Source organism: Crocinitomicaceae bacterium (assembly GCA_016708105.1).
Classification (GTDB): Bacteria; Bacteroidota; Bacteroidia; order Flavobacteriales_D; family Crocinitomicaceae; genus JADJGJ01.
The window spans coordinates 344,768-363,776 of record JADJGJ010000001.1 but is presented as its reverse complement, the minus strand read 5'-3'; the positions used below and the strand labels follow the sequence as shown (position 1 = coordinate 363,776).

Genomic DNA, 19,009 nt, shown 5'->3' with positions numbered 1-19,009 from the left:
ATTTTTTTGTCCTAATTTTTACCGATGATGATTTTCTGACCGGGCTGTAATTTTTTTGGATCAAGCCCTTTATTCATCTCCTGTAATTCGTCAAACGGAATGCCAAATTTCTGGCTGACGGTCCACAAACTTTCTCCTGATTTGAGCGCATAATATTTATAGTTTCCGTCACTAGTGGTGTTTTGCGTGGTGCTTGAACCAGAATTTGTTGAACTTGAACTTGTGCTGTTTGTTGAGGAAGTGGTTGTTCCGGTTGATCCTGTTGTACCTCCACCGCCTTCAATATATTTCTTTTCTTTTACCATAATAGTCAATTTCTGACCCGGAAAAACGGTACTCGTTTTCATATCATTCCATGTTTTTATTTCTACCATGGTTACACCATATTTTTCAGCAATGGTGACAATAGTTTCATCAGGTTGAACGGTATGAGTTTTCTTTTTTTCCATGGTAACAAAACGTGACCCGGTAGAATCAAGTTTTGCATCCAGTGCATACAAACTATCTTCATACTGCAAAAACAAACTGATTTTTTCAAGCGGCAAAGAAATACATTGCTTCTCTTCTGTTTTAGGAATAATATCAGTTTTGTAAACCGGATTGAGATATAAAAAATCTTCTGACGTAATATCCAAAACAGAATCAATATGAGAAATTCTTACTGCATGTTTCAGGCAAACAGTGTCTACTTCGTAAAAATGAACTTTGACTTCTTGCGGCACAATATTGTGTTCAGCATAATAGGTCATCATGTACAACATGGCAATAAAATTAGGCACATACATTTGAGTTTCTTCCGGTAAAAAAGGTCTGATTTCCCAATACGTCATTTTACCGCCTGAACGCTGAATGGCTTTGTTCACATTGCCCGGCCCTGCGTTATAGGCAGCAAGTGCAAGACTCCAATCACCGTATAAACCATAGAGATATTTCAAATACCGACAAGCTGCATCAGTAGCTAGTTCAGGGTTCATACGTTCATCAATGTATGAATCACTTTCAAGGCCGTATGATCGTCCGGTTGCATACATAAATTGCCATAAACCGGTAGCACCAACGCGAGATTTGACTGTAGGACGCAATCCACTTTCTATCACAGATAAATATTTTAGTTCCATTGGAATTCCATGATGAGACAGATAAGTTTCATACATGGGGAAATATAATTTTGATCGTCCCAGACAAACAGCTGTAAAATTTCTGCGCTTGCTTACAAAGTATTTTATGGTGCTAATGACAACAGCATTGGCTTCAATATCAATCAATGTTTTTTTATCAAGCGCTTCAAGTCGGGCAATGTAAACTGAGTCAGGGAATGTAGGTTTGTAATCCTCTTCATAACCCAAAGAGTCAATGATGTGATATGCTTGTTCTGATCCCCACACTTCTTTGTAATGTTCAAAAATGGATGATTCAACCACATCAATAAATCTCAGATAGGTAAGTGAATCAGGATTAACCGCACGTGTTGAATCAGGTTGAGAAAACCCGATAAAAGAAAATAGGACGAAAAATAAAAAACTAACTTTCTGCTTCATGATATCTCTTTACCTATCTGCAATTTTTCATCAGATAATCAGAGAATGAAAGCAAGCCGGCTTCATCAAAATGTTTTCCCATTACCTGAATTCCAAACGGCAGACCGTTGGAGTGATTGCCTAAAGGTAATGAAATTGCCGGATTACCTGAAAGATTTGCTTGTACAGTAAAAATATCCTGCAAATACATTTGAATTGGATCAGATACAGCACCGGCTTCAAACGCTGTGCTTGGTGTAGTTGGCAAAAGAATAAAATCGTGATTTGAAAAAATTTCTTTTGTTTTATTTTGAATCACCCTGCGCACTTTTTGACCTTTAGTATAGTATGCATCATAATACCCCTGAGACAAAACAAATGTGCCCAGCATAATGCGTCTTTTCACTTCTTCACCAAAACCTTCAGAGCGTGATTTTTTATAGGTGTCTTCTACCCCAATGGCATTTTTTGAATGATACCCAAAATGTACGCCATCATACCGCGCATAATTAGATGATGCTTCTGCTGTTGTTAGTACATAATAAGTTGGAATCATGTAGTTGAGATATGGAAAATCAACCGCGTCAACAACATGCCCTTGTTTTTTTAGTTCATCAATGAGTTGAAGTAATCTGTTTTTAACTTCAGTATCTATCCCTTCTGCGTCAATACAATCTTTGATGTAGGCAATGCGCAATTTTTTATCTGCATTAAATTCGGGTAAAAAGTTGGCTGAATTTTCTTGCAGCAGCGTACTGTCAAACTCATCTTTGCCTGACATGATTTCAGTAAGCAAAGCAATATCTTTTACACTATTAGCAAAAGGTCCAATTTGATCAAATGATGATGCGTATGCCAATAATCCATAGCGTGAAATTCTGCCATAGGTTGGTTTAAACCCAATAGTTCCGGTGAATGAAGCAGGCTGTCTAATTGATCCTCCGGTATCAGTGCCTAATGAAGCAGTGCACAAACCGGCGGCAACAGCAACGGCAGAACCTCCGGATGAGCCCCCGGGTACTGTTTTTTCATTGTGTGGATTTAATACATTTCCAAAAGCCGAATTTTCATTAGAACTACCCATTGCAAATTCATCGCAGTTGAGACGTCCAATGATTACTGCATCTTCATCAAGCAAACGTTGCACGGCTGTGGCAGTATAGATAGATACAAATCCTTCTAATATTTTTGATGCAGCAGAAACTTTATGATCTTTATACGCAAGATTATCTTTTAAACCAATGACCATACCCGCCAACCGACCGGCTGTTTTGGTTTTCAATTTTTCGTCTACCAGTTTTGCTTGTGCTAATGCGGTATCTGTAAATACCTCAAGAAAAGCGTTGAGATGTTTTTTCTCTTCAATTTTTTGCAGATAGTACCGGGTAATTGATTCAACAGAAGTCCCACGGTCAAGGGCATCCCTGATCTCATCAAAGCTGTGGTACATAGAAATTATTCTTCAGTTTTTACGCCGGTTGATTTTTTCGGATCTTCTCCTTCACCGCGCATCTCTTCTTTAAAACCTCTGATTCCTTTACCCATACCACGCATTAATTCCGGAATTTTTTTACCGCCAAATAAGAGCAGTACAATTGCAATGATCAGGACTATTTGCCATGGTCCCATGATTCCGGCGCGTGCTAAATTTTCCATTTTATGGCGTATTTATTGGTGTATTCTGGTGCAAATGTACGAATAATCCAGAATATGGTTATAATTCCACAAAAATCAACGGACTCAGGCTTAGATAGAAGTCTGCAATAATAGAACTGCACCTGCACAACCACAGCGGATTGAAACGCACGGAAATACTAGTTTGATTATTCAATCAATGATTGATAAATTGTCTGATTGGCTTGTTGAATAGATTGGAACGATGCATCTGTTTGCAAATCAAACTCCACTTTGTTGCGTAAATTCTCCGTGTATCTTGATTCTAATTCTTCAATAAGCGGAATTAAATTTCGTAAAGCATCTACCATTTCACTTTGTTTCTGTGTTAAGTCCGTTGGTTGCCAACTTGAAATTATTTCTCGCATCTTTTTTAAATGAACAATGATTTTGGTTTCACTGGTAAAATTTAAAAAAATCAATCGGCTGGTTTCAATGCATGCACCTAACGCAAATAAAGTATCTGCTGACTGTTCACGATTCATGGTGCGCATCACAATTTTTCCATACTCCGGTGAATCAAACGGTTTGAGTGCACCCCAAACTACCGGGTCAATTTCAGCAAGGGTTGCCAATATCACATTAGCATCATTCGTACGCTCATTGAAAAAGCAATAATTCAAATCAGCAAATAAAATTCCCTGAATAAATTTTGTCAATTCAGCACCTGCTTTGGTTTTTTCTTTATTAAAACTCTGGGTTAATCCCAAATCATTTGCTGTTGGTTGCACTGCTTTATATGTGTCAACCGGTGCAGGAAATGGGGGTAAATAATTTGCATCTAATTTAGCTGCGCTGTTATTTCCGTTGGTTGAAACATCTTCTTCCTTAACTGTAAATGCATTTGACCTTGCATCATACGCAGCTGTAATGATGGGTTTTGAAAAATTTCTTTTACCCGTTTTCTCCACGGGTGTCATAAATATTTCTAACTCAATTTGCTGTTTTTCTTTGAAGGCAATAGAGGGAATGTACGAGGCATCAATATAAACCTGTTTTGTAACGTAACCCGGTTTGCTGAAATATACGATAGTACGTCTGTTAGCCGGCGCCCATACCTGAAATTCAGGTTTTGAAAAATCAACGGAATTGGAATCTAATTTATCTTGCACCAGTTTAATAGAATAACCGGTCATTTCTGTTTTGGTTTCCTCTTCCAAAACCACTCCCTTGATGCTGAGAAATTTTTCTTCAGTAAAGCCAGCTGCGTGAATGAGCAACGCAATAAATAATATGTTTAACTTTATACCCACAGCAGCGGAATTAATCTGATTACCTGTAACTTCAATCGCCGGGCTAATTTGGGTGCTTAGTTTCCTGCAGTATCGTTTTTACTACTAACTATGCTTAAAGTTATAAAAAATTACATCGGTGGTCAACTTCAAAATCCGGTTTTCGACCAATACATAGAAAACGTAGACCCATCTCGTGGTAAAGTGTACTCAATGATTCCTGATTCAGGTGCTGATGATGTTGAACAAGCCGTGAAAGCAGCCAAATCAGCTTTTGTTGAATGGTCATCTATGTCAAAAGAAAAGCGTTCAGATATTATGCTGCGCGTCTCTGCACTCATTGAACAAAATCTTGAAAAGTTTGCTGAGGCAGAATCATTGGATAACGGCAAGCCTCTTTCTCTTGCACGCGCTGTTGATATTCCGCGTGCGGTAAGTAATTTTAAATTTTTTGCCACGGCAATTTTGCACTTTGCGTCTGAATCACATCACATGGAATCTGAAGGATTTAATTACACCACGCGCAAACCAATTGGAATTGTTGGATGTATTTCTCCGTGGAATCTCCCACTCTATTTGTTCACGTGGAAAATTGCACCCGCATTGGCAGCCGGAAATTGTGTAATAGCAAAGCCATCTGAAGTTACCCCAATGACCGCTTATTTATTATCTGAAATTTGTATTGAAGCAGGTATGCCGGCAGGGGTATTAAATATTATACATGGATTCGGACACAAGGTTGGTGATGCCATGACCAGACATCCTGAAATAAAAGCTATATCATTCACCGGTGGAACAAAAACAGGAGAAATGATTTCATCCATTGCTGCGCCCATGTTTAAAAAATTATCTCTTGAATTGGGTGGAAAAAATCCAAACATCATTTTTGCTGATTGTGATTTTGATGATATGCTGTCAACCACCATGCGCTCATCATTTGCTAATCAGGGACAAATTTGTCTTTGCGGTTCACGCATTTTTATTGAGCGACCTTTGTATGAAAAATTCAAGAATGCATTTGTTGAAAAAGTAAAACAAACTACGGTATCTTATCCAACTGATCCAAAGGCAAAATTAGGTGCCGTTGTTTCTAAATCACACATGGAAAAAATATTGTCATACATTGAATTGGCTAAACAAGAAGGTGGCACTGTACTTGCCGGTGGCCAAAGAGTTTTGCTTGAAGGTGAATATCAAGATGGATATTATTTACAACCCACCGTAATTGAAGGATTAACATATAATTGCCGCGTGAATCAAGAAGAAATTTTTGGTCCGGTTGTTACCATCACACCTTTTGATAGTGAAGAAGAAGTTTTGATGATGGCTAACTCAACACAATACGGTTTGGCTGCCACCTTGTGGACCTCTGATCTCAAAAAAGCACATCGCATGGCTGATCAAATTGAAAGTGGAATAGTTTGGATTAATGCCTGGTTAGTGCGTGATTTGCGCACGCCATTTGGTGGTGTAAAATCTTCCGGTGTGGGTCGTGAAGGTGGTTTTGAAGCACTTCGTTTTTTTACTGAATCAAAAAATATTTTTGTAAAAAGATAAAGTAAAGTATGACGGCAATCACGCTAAAAATATTCAGTAAAACTTGTTTAGGTTTTTTAATTTTTATGCCGATATTTTTTTCATGCAAGCGTCAAAATATTGATAAAAATTGCTGTGCTAGTCCGCCATTCATTTTCTCATCAGAAACAGCCTATTTAGGCATACCCAATATATTTACGCCCGACGGTGACGGGGCAAATGATCTGCTTTACCCAATTGATTCAGGCCTTGCCGGTTTTGAATTTATTGTCAAAGATAAATTTGGAAAAACTTTGTATTCAACCAACAGTTCTTCCTTTATGTGGGATGGCACCTATCAAAGTAAAACACTCAACGGAGTTTATGAGTATGAGTTGAACGCCACAACATTGGATGGAACATCTATTGAACACATTGGCAACTTGTGTATCATCTCTGAATATAAAGGCAGTTGCATTCAACACTCATCATCTTGCGTTTTTGATTTGCAATGGTCAGGTACAACATTTATCTCACCGGCTAGTGATGCATATAAACCTTGTTTATGAAACTAATCAGTCATTATAAAAATGAAATATTGCTTGTCATTAAATTAGCAGTGCCACTAATTGGCGTATTTGTTTTTGGCTGGAGTATTGGTGATTTATTCCTTTATTATTGCATTGATTTGGTATTAACAGGAGCCGAAACCATACTAAAAATATGGCTTGCGTGGCAGTCAGGGTTCTGGCCAAAATTAGGCAGCACCCTCAGGTTTACACTTTGTTTTCCAATTTTCATTTTGCTTATTATGATAGCCATGGGACAAAACTTTGATGGCTCAAGGCAAGAGATGGAAGCATACATCACCCTAGAAATATTTTATACCATTGTAGCAATAACCGCCATAGATTTTTTAATCAGTTATATTTTTTCAGGTGAGTTTAAAAAAAACACCGCCGCATCGGCAGAAAAATCTACGTACAAACATTTAATTGTTGCTGCCATTATTCTAGCGCTGACCGGCTTTATTCTCAACCGCTTTGTATCAACTGAGCATGTGAATTATGTATTGGGTGTCAGTATCATTTTAGCTAAACAATTATCTGATTATTTTTTGAAGCAGCTCGGGGTTAGGGGTTAGAGATTAGGGGTTAGGGATTAGGGATTAGGGGTTAGGGGTTAGGGGTTAGGGGTTAGGGGTTAGGGAAAATGGAACGGTGAACATCAAAAAAAAAGGCTGTCAGTAGTATAAAATAATTTGGTGATTTTTAATCCTTCTCTTGTTAAAGGCATAAAATAGACATTTGAAATTTTGTGCATTGAATTAATGCAACGCCTTTCAATTCATTTTTTTTCTACTTTTGAATTCAAATTTAATGTGAGAGAGCTATGGAGCAGATGAGCGCAGAAGAAATTCTGCATAAAGGAAAACCTGTGATTGGAATTTATTTTCCTTACAACAATCAGTTAATTCAGAGAATCAAAAAAATTGAAGGAGTGCGCTGGAGTTACTCTCAGCGCTGTTGGCTGATTGAAAGCAATGAAATGCATTGCCAGAAATTACTAGTTGAATTTCCGGAACTTGAAATTAAGCGGTTGTGCCGTGAAAAAATTCCTGCCTACCTGAGGTTGAGTGAAGAAAAAAATCTTGCAATTGACTCGTTTGTGAAATTCATGCAGTCAAAACGTTACGCAAGCACTACCATAAAAACTTATACTGATTGCGTGCGTACATTTCTTGCTCATTTTGAAAATAAGAAATTAGAAAATTTTAATGAGCAAGATATTATTGCATTTAACAATGAATATCACTACTGTCCGATAAAAACATTTGATAGCATCCGTTATCTCAATAATATCAGGTGATGCCAACACATAATCACGTTTGGGGCTTACTTATGGTTACCGCTTTTCAATTTAGTTTCTTTCTTCTTTTGGCTTGACCCAAAAGAAGCAAAAAGTCAAGGCCCGCAAAAAAGACAGGCAATACTTCTTGCAAATTCTAAGTGCGGACGGGTGATCTCCGGAACATTTGTAATTGAAGGAACGTTCTCTGTACGGAGCTTCCCGTCCTTACTAAGAATTCGCCGCGAATTATCACCTATCTTTTTTGATGGCCGGGAAAGCTTTATCTGAATATTTTACTTTTTCCCCGGACAATAGTGAATAAATATGTATTAGCAAAAAAATTGTCACACGCTTATCAGAATCAGGTTGTGAATGCCGTAAAATTATTTTTTGGAACTATAGAGCATAAGCAGATTGAGGTAGATTTAATTCATCGTCCGCGGCGTGAAAAAAAATTACCCAATGTACTGAGTAAAGAAGATGTGAAAGCGATTTTGAGCGCACCTGTTAATACAAAACATCGGGTAATGTTGTCATTAATTTATAGCTGTGGTTTGCGAATAAGCGAACTTTTAGCGCTGAAACCTTCTGATATCGATAGTAAACGAAACCTTGTGTTGATTAAACAATCGAAGGGTAAAAAAGATCGTGTCATACCCTTAAGTTCAAAAATACTTGAACTGCTCAGAGATTATTATGTTGCATTCAAGCCCAAAGTATATTTATTTGAAGGTCAAAATGAGGGCGAACAATATACCGCACGAAGTGCTCAGATGGTTTTAAAACAAGCATTACAAAAAACAAAAATTAATAAACCCGTTACACTGCATTGGCTCAGGCACAGTTATGCAACACATTTATTAGAGTCAGGCACAGATTTAAGATTTATTCAAGAACTGTTAGGACACAGTCATAGTAAGACAACCGAAATTTACACACATGTTTCAATGAAAAGCATACAAAACATACATTCACCCTTTGATGATTTATAAAAAGTGATATATTTGAATAAACGAAACAAACCTTCGCAAATCTTCCAAAATTAGCAGGATAAGCGAAATGGAGTTTCGGGTATAAACTAGTTAGCGGTCATGCTTGGACGACAGTACCGACTTCAAACTGAGTACAAAAAACGAACTGACAAATGGAATTATATTTAAAAAATTGGTATAAAAAATTTCTTGACGAGCTACCTCGTACAAGGGAGCTGAAAATCATTTCTCCATTCGTCAAGGAACAGGTATTACGTAAAGTTCAAAGCCAGTTTGACTTCAACGACTTTGAACTAATTACTCGTTACAACTTACAGGACTTCGCTATGACAGTTTCAAGTTTAGCAGGACTAAAGTTTTCCGTTGAGAGCGGGGCAAGCATTTACGGTATTAAAGAACTTCACAGCAAAGTTTACTTGTTTGACAAAAGAGCCGCCATCGTTACATCCGCCAACTTGACAAATGGTGGACTTGTAAGCAATTATGAGTGCGGCATTTTCACGACTGACAAAACAGTTATTCATGACCTCCATAATTATTTTATCCAACTCAAACAAATCGCGTCACACAAATTGACTGTTCAGGATTGCGATAATTGGGAGCAAAAACTTGCTGGGATTGTTGTTCAAAAAGGTAAGGCAAGCACACTTCCCGACTTCGGAGCATCGGCAACAAGTTTTGACAATACCAAAAATTATTACATCAAGTTCTTTGGCAAAGCTGACAACAGAGTTGGATTGGATTTTTCAATAAAAGAGGAAATTGACAGAGCACTTTGTCATTATGGTTGTGGTTTTCCGTTAAATAAAAAGCCGCAACAAGTCAACGAAGGAGACATTGTTTTTATGGCTCGTATGACAGAGAGCCCTTACGACTATGCAATTTTTGGAAAAGCAACCGCACTGAAATTTACAGAGGGAAGGGACATAGCTTCAAAACAAGAAATTGCTCAGCGGTCATGGAAAAAGAACTGGCCAATTTATCTTAGAGTTAAAGACCCTGTTTTCATCAACGGGACAATGGCAGACGGTATTTTGCTTTCAGACCTAATCCACAAATTTGACTATGACAGTTTTCCTTCAACAAGACGAAGGTTTGACAAAGGCGAGCAAAATATTAAACCGACAAAGTCGCTAATGAGAAAGGCGTATGTTAAACTGACACATAATTCAGCGGCTTGGCTTGAGCAAAAATTTGACGAAGCAGTAAACAACATTGGACAGGTTGACGACACATTCATTCAAAGTTTACCACAGACGACAACAAACCTTGCAACATGGAAGAAATAGCACGAACCGCTAACACCAAGCAAGCGTAATTTTTTGCGCATTAAAGCTCAAATGTATAACTTGGACTTAGCAAAAAACTACGCCTGCTTGGAAACCGTTAGCGGTCAGTGTAAAAAGACAGCCAACCGCACAAAAGGGCACATTTGGTTTTGCCCGACACACAAGCCGACCCTTCGCAAAACCAAAAGAGCCATTTTTTTCCCATCGCACCGACAAGAATGTTGAAAATAATTTGATTACTTTTTATCTTGTAAAATGAGATACCATATAATTAAAAACTATATTTGCGACTATACATCATTTAGACAAATGAATAGAATAAAAGAAGTGTTGGACGAAAAAGGTATTAAGCAGACTTGGCTTGCTGAACAATTAGGCAAAAGCTACAACATGGTAAATGCCTATGTTCAAAACAGACAGCAACCAAGACTAGAAATTCTTTACGAAATAGCCAATATTCTTGAAATTGATGTAAAAGACCTTTTAAAATCTAACAAAGTAAAAATATAAGTGCGGACAGGAATCGACATATTAGAAAATGAATTAATCGAGAAATATCCTCATGTTCTCGACACACTCCTGCTTGACCACACCACACAGCAAAACATCTTTTGGGCTACCGAGAATTACGAACACATTGGAGAGAAGTACAGTTTCCATTCTCAAATTTTACCCGATCTAATTTCAGGTGACTATGGAAGTATTATAATGCCAAGAGTGCATAAAGACAAACTTTTGCAACTGTCTAGATCCAAAGAAATGGCAGAAGTTTTTACTCCTTCCTGGATATGTAATGCTCAAAACAACTTAATTGATAATACTTGGTTTGGCAGAGAAAATGTATTCAATACAGAAATATTAGCTAAAGATGGTTCTAAAATTTGGGAAACAAACAGCGAGAAAATAACATATCCAAAAGGTAAGACTTGGAAAGATTATGTTCTTGACACTCGTCTAGAAATTTCTTGTGGAGAAGCACCATACATTACAAGCAGATATGATAGTACAACAGGAGAGTTTATACCAGTTAAAAATCGAATTGGAATTTTGGACAGAAAATTAAGAGTAATTAATGAAAATGTTTATTCAAGAGAAGATTGGTTAAAAGCATCTCAAATTGCATATAAAAACACTTACGCTTTTGAATGGCAAGGTGATAGTTTGCTACTTGCACGTGAAGCGATGCTTATAACATTTATTGAAAATTATACTCACAAATTCGAGAAAGAGCCATTATTAAAATCAATTCAGAACATCGCTAATATTATTTCATGGAATGTTTGGCAGATGGATGGATTGAAAGGAGTTGTGCCTAATAGTTGCACAGATGTAATTAAAGAGCATAGCGATTTGTTTGGAAATACAGTGAATGAAATTGTTAAGTGCAATGGGTGTAAAACGCAAAACATTTTAACACACAATGGGAAATATTGTAAAATTATGGATTGGGATGAAAAGGATAATGAAACAGGATCAATTGGCAAAGCAAAAAGATTTATTGACCTACTTAACAAATAAACAAGAATAACTATGTCAGAAGTAAAAAAAAATAAATGTAGATATTCTTAATGAGTTAATTATCGGAAGAGTTGAACCTCAGATTTACGCATTTACAACGGAAACAATACCAAATTATCTTAAAGTTGGTGACACATATCGTCCCGTTGAAACAAGGTTAAATGAATGGAGAAAATTTTTCCCAAACCTTGAAAAGAAGTTTGGTAATGTGGCAAAGGTTGATGATGAAACGTTTTTCAGAGATTATGCAGTTCATTATTTTTTAGAAACCGAATTAAAAAGAATCCGTTTAGAAAAAGGTGCTTTAAAAAATATCCCTTATTATTCAAATGAATTTTTCAAAAACGCAACAGAGAAAGACCTGCAAGATGCGATAAACGATATTAAGATTGGGCATAAGAAGAACGAATCAAAATATCAATATTATCGTTTTGATGAAAGTCATATTCCAATTACTCATAAATACATCAGAAATGAAAATTACAACCCAAGACCTAACCAACAAGAAACAATAAATAATTTTAAGAAGGCGATAAAAAAGGGAAGAAAAAACCTTTTAATGTATGCGGTTATGCGTTTTGGTAAATCATTTACCTCTATGTGCTGCGCGGTTGAAATGAATGCAAAACTTGTAATAGTTGTTTCAGCTAAAGCGGATGTTAAAGAAGAATGGAAAAGAACAACTGAAAGTCATTTAAAATTTGATGGGTATTGTTTTCTCGATAGTAATTCTCTTTTAGTAAGCGATTCGATTATAGCTGATAAGCAAAAAGCAAATGAAAAAATTGTTTTGTTTCTTACTTTACAAGACCTACAAGGAGATATTATAAAACCAAAGCATAAAAAAATATTTCAAAGCCAAGTTGACTTATTATTAATTGATGAAACACACTTTGGAGCAAGAGCTACTGAATATGGCAAAGTTTTAAAGGAGGAAAATTTAAGTGCAAAAGAAATTAAAAGTGAACTAAAACTAAATGACAATTCTTTAGATGATATAGAAAGCAATACAAAGGTTTTTAATGCTAAAATTCGCATTCACCTTTCTGGTACTCCTTATCGCATATTGATGAATAGCGAGTTTACAGCCGATGATATCATTGCATTTTATCAGTTTTCAAATATTGCCGAAGACCAAGAACAATGGGATTTAGAAAATTTAAACAAAGACGAAATTAAAGAATGGGATAACCCCTATTATGGTTTCCCTCAAATGATTCGATTTGCATTTAATCCTAATGAATCTTCGAGAAAGAAAATGGAAGAAATGAAAAAGAATGGTGTTACCTACGCTTTTTCAGAACTATTCAAACCTCATTCTATAACCATAGACAAAGAAAAAGAACTACATAAAAAATTCAAGTACGAGAAAGAAATAGTTGACTTATTCAAAGTAATTGATGGATCTGAAAAAGATGCCAATTTATTAAGCTTCTTAGATTATGACAAAATAAAAGATGGCAAAATGTGTCGTCATATTGTTTGTGTTTTGCCTTATCGTGCATCTTGTGATGCATTAGAAGCATTAATTAAGAAACAAAAATTTAAGCACCTTAGCAATTACGAAATCATAAATATTTCAGGAGTTGAGAACGAAAAGAATTTTAAAGACACGCAATCTGTAAAATCCAAAATAAAAAAATGTGAAAGTGAAAATAAAAAAACTATAACATTAACAGTAAACAGGATGCTTACAGGTAGTACAGTCCATGAATGGGATACTATGCTTTACCTCAAAGACACGGCATCCCCTCAAGAATACGACCAAGCTATTTTTCGTTTACAAAATCAATATATAAGAGTTTTCAAGGAGCCAAGTGGTGATGTTGTTAAGTACAATATGAAGCCACAAACTTTGTTGGTTGATTTTAACCCAAACAGAATGTTCCAAATGCAGGAACATAAATCTCAGATTTATAATGTGAACACCGAATCAAACGGGAATAGTAAATTAGAAGATAGAATAAAAAGAGAACTTGAAATATCCCCCATTGTTGTTCTGAATAACAATAAAATTGTACAAATACAACCAGCCGACATTCTTGATGCAATTAGAGAATATTCAAGTAGTAGAAGCGTGTTTGATGAGGCAACTACTATATCAATTGATTATTCTTTATTGGATATTGAAGCAATCAAGGCTGAAATAGAAAAACAAGGACAAATTGGCTCTCGACAAGGTATTGAAATTAAGCCATCATTAGGCGAAGGTGATGAGTTAGATATTGAAGAAGGAACTGAAACAGATGACGAAACGGATGAAGGTACAAAGAAGTCCAATGACACAGAGGATGAAGCAGAAGTAGACTATAAAGGTCAATTTGCAATGTTCTATGCAAGAATTTTATTCTTCTCATTTTTAACGGACTCAAGAGTTAAATCACTGCAAGAGGTTATCAGTCAAATTAAGGACAACACAAATAATTTACGAATTGCATCAAATTTAAATCTTGATAATGCTATTCTAGAATTATTTCAAAAACATCTTAATCCATTTATATTAAGTGAACTTGATTATAAAATACAAAACATAAATTCATTAGCAAATGATTTAACAATAACTCCAATAGAAAGGGCAAGCAATGCTATGAAAAAGTTTAGCCGCTTGTCAGATTCTGAAATTGTAACCCCTGAAATTGTAACCGACAAAATCATTAATGGATTGCCAGCCAAAGTCATTAATAATTCTACAATCCTTTTAGATATTGCAGCAAAACAAGGGGAGTTTGTTTATGCTGTTTACAAAAAATATGGCAAGGATGTAGCCAACAATTTTTACTCTATACCTACATCAAAAATAGCTTATGAGTTTACAAGAAAAGTTTACACTTTACTTGAATTAGATATTAAACTTATTGAAAAAAACTACACCTCCTATGATTTGATCAAAGACAATAAATTGAATGTAGGCGAAAACATAAAAATAAATAAAAAGAAAATGAAGTTCAATGTAATAGTCGGAAATCCACCCTATCAGCAAAAAGAAGGTGGTGCAAATAGCAATACAGCCTTACCCATTTACAATCTTTTTGTGGAAGTGGCTAGAAAACATAATCCTGATTTTATATCTTTAATTATGCCTACTAGATGGTATGCAGGAGGAAGAGGATTAGATGATTTTAGAGATGAGATGTTGAATGATAGTCATATTTCAGAATTACACGATTTTCTTAAACCTGAATTGATTTTTCAAAACATAAATCTTAGAGGCGGGATTTGTTATTTCTTGTGGGAAAAGGATTATGATAACAGAAATGATTTAACAAAAGTTCATACATATAAAGATGATTTAACTCCTAGCATTAAACAAAGAAGCTTAAAAACACCAAATTCAGATATTCTAATCCGTCATAGCATCGGAGTTTCCATCATCGAAAAATTGAGCAAGAGTCCAAATTTTGAAACTCTAACGAAGCATGTGTCTGCTGCAAAAGCTTTTGGTTTTAGAACATACTTTATACGAGATAAAAGGTTTAGGAGCAGTTCTAAGGGGCTTAAAGAACCAATAGCCTGCTATGGTCGAGCTAATGCAATAGGATATGTTAATAAATCAGAAGTCGATTCGCATAAAGATTGGATTGACGTTTGGAAAGTTTATGTGCCGGAATCAAATAATATTGGTACTGAGTTAAATGACGATAACCAAAATTCTATTGTTGGTGAACCTAAAACAATTTGCACAGAAACATATTTAGTTGTAGGTGCTGAATTAAGCTTAAATAAAATATCAAGCAAAAACCTATCAAACTATCTTAGAACAAGATTTGCAAGATTCATGCATAGTTTAGCAAAAATAAGTCAACATGGTACATCCACAACTTATCAATTTGTTCCTCTTCAAAACTTCACTTCAAAATCAGATATTGATTGGAGTAAGTCAATCGAGGAAATTGACAAGCAACTTTATAAAAAGTATCGTTTGACCAAGGAAGAAATTAGTTTTATAGAAAGCATGATTAAACCAATGGCTTAAAATAATATAAACAGACAACTATGCCGACCCTTCGCAGTCATACACATTTGCAAGCCACACAAGCCAGCGCACAGACCAAAGCTTGCAAAAGAGTATGCCTGCCCAACCGCACGGACGAAACGACAGACAATCAAGCGGCAGAAAAAAACACCGAACCGCTAATCGAGTAGCCCGCCCTACTCCCAAATGGGAATAGGGTTAGGCTCTCACACCACTCCCGATAGCTATCGGGATGCGGGTCTCGCATACGGCGGTTCGCAAAGAGATGGGTTTAGATTAAAATAAACATCCAACAAAGAATCGTAGCCTTTTTGTTTTAAGGTAGCATCTCAAAAAGTGTGTAAGGCCAAAAGTTATTCTGAAATTTTTTGACCTTTAACAGTCAAAAAAAATTTCGGAAATAACTTTTTGGGTGGCTTTAACACATAATGTATGAAAAAAGAGGAATTATTAACTAAAGAATTTTTAAAGCAGTTCAAGACAGGAGATGCCTTGAATAGTTTTATTGAAGAGCTTCAGAAACGAGGCATAGAACAGTTATTAGAAGGTGAAATGGATGCTCACCTTGGTTATGAAAAACATGAAAGATCCGATGGTAAAAATGCCAGAAACGGTCACATAACCAAGCGACTCAAAACCAAAGAAGGCGAAATAGAGGTAAAAGTGCCACGCGATCGCCAGTCAGAATTTAACCCTATTCTGGTTCCAAAACGCAAGAGCATGGTTGAGGGTGTAGAGAATATTATTGTCTCAATGTATGCCAAAGGAATGTCCGTGAGCGATATTGAAGAACAGATTCGAGAGCTCTACAATTTTGATGTGTCAACATCTACAATATCTCGCATTACCGAGCGTGTATTGAGCGATGTGAGTCTTATAGCAAAATCGTGCTCTTGATCCGGTCTATCTCGTAGTTTGGATGGATGGTATTGTTTTCAAGGTTCGAGAAAACTCAAGAGTGGTTGAAAAAACAGTTTACATTGCTATTGGACTTAGTATTGATGGTAAAAAGGAGGTGCTTGGAATGTGGCTTGGAAAAAAATGAATCTGCTGCCTTTTGGATGTCCGTACTGACTGACTTGAAAGCCAGAGGCGTAAAGAGATATACTCATCACAGCTACCGATAATCTCAAGGATTTACAGAAACTATCCGTGCTATTTTTCCCGAATCAACAAAACAAATCTGCGTGGTACACCAAATACGAAACTCTTGCAAGTACGTTTCCTACAAAGACAGGAAAGAGTTCTCAGCTGATATGAAACATATTTACAATGCTCCAAACCGTGATGCTGCCGCTATCGCTCTAGATGACCTTGAAAAAAAATGGGGCGGTAAATACGGTTATGCTATTAAAAGTTGGCGCGCCAACTGGGAGGAACTAACTGCGTTTCTTGACTTCCCGGTTGAAATCAGAAAAATTATTTATACAACCAATGTTATTGAAAATCTGAACGGAAAAATCAGAAAGTACACTAAAAATAAACTATCATACCCGACAGACGATGCCGTAATCAAATCCGTTTTTTAGCAATAAGAGAAGCAACAAAACGATGGACCATGCCCATCAGAAGTTGGGGTGAAATATTAAATCAATTTATGATTATTTTTGGAGAAAGAATTAAACCGTAGCCGGAACTACTTACACACTTTTAGGGATACTGTCTGTTTTAAGCGTTTCAGCGTAATTGTAGTGATCAAGATAGGGCTTTGTGCAACTGCCCAACCACCTTTTCTCGTTCTGCTCCACGCGTAAGCGTGATCGTGGTCAATTCCTAAACGAATAAAATTCTTTCTCTTTCGTTCAGGTTTTTTCCAATCGTGCCAAATGCAATAGCGAAGACGATTTCTTAACCACGAATCAGCGTCACGCAATTTTCCATGAATACTGGTACCTCGAAAATAATTGAGCCATCCTCGTTGTACTTCATTTATTTTTGAAATGCGTTCTGCAAATGTGAGTGGTGAAGTTTTTCGGGTGATTGATTTTAGTTTTTGTTTAAGTCTGATCCATGCTTTTTCATCTACCGTCAATTGATATTTACCTTTGTCGCCTTTGATGTAAGTTGGTACAAAACGAAATCCAAGCATTGAAAATTGAACGGGTTTTTTGATGCCGCTTTTTCTTCATTGATAGTGAGGCGGAGTTTTGTTTTTAAAAACTGAGCTACTTCCTTCTTCACTGATTTTGCTTGTGTTGCGGTTTTGGTAAAGATGCTAAAGTCGTCGGCGTATCTTACAAACTTTAATCCTTTTTGTTTAGTTCTTTGTCCAACTCGTGGAGCAAAATGTTTGACAAAAGTGGACTCAGCGGACTTCCCTGTGGAACTCCTTTTCTGCGTTTGTAAAGTTTGCCCTTGATTTGTATAGGCGCTCTTAACCACTTGCGGATTAATGCAAGTGTACTTCTGCATTTTACTTTTTGGTAAATTAAATTTAGTAAAAGGCAGTGATCAACTTCATCAAAGAAATTTTTCAAATCTACATCAACAATATACTGAAATCCGTCGTGGATATTTTGCCACGCTTTGCCTACTGCATTACGTGCATTTTTATTTGGACGAAATCCATAACTGTCTTTGTGAAATTCTTTCTCAAACAAAGGCATTATCACTTGTGAAACCGCTTGCTGGAGCAGTCTCTCTGTGGTGGTTGGTATTCCTAACAAACGTGTTTTCCGTTTGGCTTTGGAATCTCAACCCCAAGAATGGGTTTTGATTTGTACGCTCCTTTTTTCAATTCTTCAAGTAAAGAAAGTTTTTGCTCACGGAATTTTTCCGTTAGTTTTTCTGTCGGGATTTTATCCACGCCAGCACTTCCTCCATTTTTCACTATTTGTTGTAGTGCTTTTTGAAGATTGTAAGGATGTACAACTTGTGCAATCATTCTTGGTTTATTTTGTTCTTTTCCTGCTTTCGTTTTCGGTGGCTATGAAATAAATTTCAGTCCATTCAAAATTGAAAACCTATTTACGTTCAGTCCTTCCTTCTTTTGTGAGACCATCTGTGTTTTCCAATTTTTCGCACAGCTCGTTGCTTAAAGTACTATGACCTCTGCTGACTTCTTCATCGCTAACTCGTAGCATTGAAGGCCTCCCCGGTAAGAGCGTGTTCCTTCCGTCGATTCCTGTTACATCTACTAATTAAAATTTCTTGTGTTCTTTGGACTTCACAATGGTGTGCTTGCTCATCCATTTTAATTAGCCTCTTATGTACTTCATGTTCTTCAGTACCAACTTTTGCAGTCTCGTTTCCTTCAGTGCTGAAATCACTCTCAACCACCTTGCGACTTGCTAAATTTTCGGAACGTTACTTCCGCAATTAAGGAACTTTCATCCTCTGGAACTTTTCACCCACCGTTTGTTTTTCTGAAATTTAATTTGCACTTTTAAACTTTTTGAATAGTCCCGATAGAAATCGGGAGTGGTGCGCTACCGCTCATGCGGGGCGC

General features: G+C 36.4%; 13 protein-coding genes and 2 pseudogenes. 10 read left to right on the top strand and 5 right to left on the bottom strand.

The genetic code is table 11. From position 1 onward, the window contains the following. Positions 1-11 precede the first annotated feature (11 nt). The 4 genes from IPH66_01435 to IPH66_01420 form a co-directional block, all read right to left on the bottom strand. Positions 12-1,538 (bottom strand): LysM peptidoglycan-binding domain-containing protein, encoded by a 1,527-nt coding sequence (locus tag IPH66_01435; GenBank protein ID MBK7128014.1) that lies wholly within the window; start codon positions 1,536-1,538, stop codon positions 12-14. A 13-nt stretch (positions 1,539-1,551) separates the two neighbouring features. Further along, positions 1,552-2,967 carry an Asp-tRNA(Asn)/Glu-tRNA(Gln) amidotransferase subunit GatA gene (gene gatA, locus IPH66_01430; GenBank protein MBK7128013.1) on the bottom strand — a complete coding sequence of 472 codons (1,416 nt, stop codon included), beginning with the start codon at positions 2,965-2,967 and terminating at the stop codon, positions 1,552-1,554. A 5-nt stretch (positions 2,968-2,972) separates the two neighbouring features. Then, positions 2,973-3,173 carry a twin-arginine translocase TatA/TatE family subunit gene (gene tatA, locus IPH66_01425; protein MBK7128012.1) on the bottom strand — a complete coding sequence of 67 codons (201 nt, stop codon included), beginning with the start codon at positions 3,171-3,173 and terminating at the stop codon, positions 2,973-2,975. 167 nt (positions 3,174-3,340) lie between these two features. Next, on the bottom strand, positions 3,341-4,444 hold the full coding sequence (locus tag IPH66_01420; GenBank protein MBK7128011.1) for a hypothetical protein: 1,104 nt from the start codon (positions 4,442-4,444) through the stop codon (positions 3,341-3,343). A gap of 90 nt (positions 4,445-4,534) precedes the next feature. On the opposite strand from IPH66_01420, the gene IPH66_01415 reads away from it, so the two are divergent. The 10 genes and pseudogenes from IPH66_01415 (at position 4,535) to IPH66_01370 (ending at position 17,191) form a co-directional block, all read left to right on the top strand. Further along, positions 4,535-5,980, top strand: a complete 1,446-nt coding sequence (locus IPH66_01415; protein ID MBK7128010.1) for an aldehyde dehydrogenase — start codon at positions 4,535-4,537, stop codon at positions 5,978-5,980. A 65-nt stretch (positions 5,981-6,045) separates the two neighbouring features. Next, positions 6,046-6,507, top strand: coding sequence for a gliding motility-associated C-terminal domain-containing protein (locus tag IPH66_01410; protein MBK7128009.1), 462 nt, complete (start codon positions 6,046-6,048; stop codon positions 6,505-6,507). Then, the gene (locus IPH66_01405; protein MBK7128008.1) at positions 6,504-7,082 is read left to right on the top strand and encodes a hypothetical protein; all 579 of its coding nucleotides are present in this window, start codon (positions 6,504-6,506) and stop codon (positions 7,080-7,082) included. The genes IPH66_01410 and IPH66_01405 overlap by 4 nt, the downstream gene beginning before the upstream one ends. Before the next feature lie 248 nt (positions 7,083-7,330). Beyond that, the gene (locus tag IPH66_01400; protein ID MBK7128007.1) at positions 7,331-7,807 is read left to right on the top strand and encodes a phage integrase N-terminal SAM-like domain-containing protein; all 477 of its coding nucleotides are present in this window, start codon (positions 7,331-7,333) and stop codon (positions 7,805-7,807) included. 266 nt (positions 7,808-8,073) lie between these two features. Next, entirely contained in the window at positions 8,074-8,781 is a 708-nt protein-coding gene (locus IPH66_01395) for a tyrosine-type recombinase/integrase (protein MBK7128006.1), read from the top strand. 152 nt (positions 8,782-8,933) lie between these two features. After that, positions 8,934-10,070 (top strand): hypothetical protein, encoded by a 1,137-nt coding sequence (locus tag IPH66_01390; GenBank protein ID MBK7128005.1) that lies wholly within the window; start codon positions 8,934-8,936, stop codon positions 10,068-10,070. 309 nt (positions 10,071-10,379) lie between these two features. After that, complete coding sequence (locus IPH66_01385; GenBank protein MBK7128004.1) at positions 10,380-10,580, top strand: helix-turn-helix transcriptional regulator; 201 nt, start codon at positions 10,380-10,382, stop codon at positions 10,578-10,580. Then, a complete protein-coding gene (locus tag IPH66_01380) occupies positions 10,581-11,588 on the top strand; it encodes a restriction endonuclease subunit M (protein MBK7128003.1) in 1,008 nt (335 codons plus the stop codon). A gap of 31 nt (positions 11,589-11,619) precedes the next feature. After that, a complete protein-coding gene (locus tag IPH66_01375) occupies positions 11,620-15,561 on the top strand; it encodes an Eco57I restriction-modification methylase domain-containing protein (protein ID MBK7128002.1) in 3,942 nt (1,313 codons plus the stop codon). 432 nt (positions 15,562-15,993) lie between these two features. After that, positions 15,994-17,191 (top strand): annotated as a pseudogene (locus tag IPH66_01370) (IS256 family transposase). 6 nt (positions 17,192-17,197) lie between these two features. Here IPH66_01370 and ltrA read toward each other — a convergent pair. Next, positions 17,198-18,445: pseudogene (gene ltrA, locus IPH66_01365) on the bottom strand (group II intron reverse transcriptase/maturase). Positions 18,446-19,009: the final 564 nt, after the last annotated feature.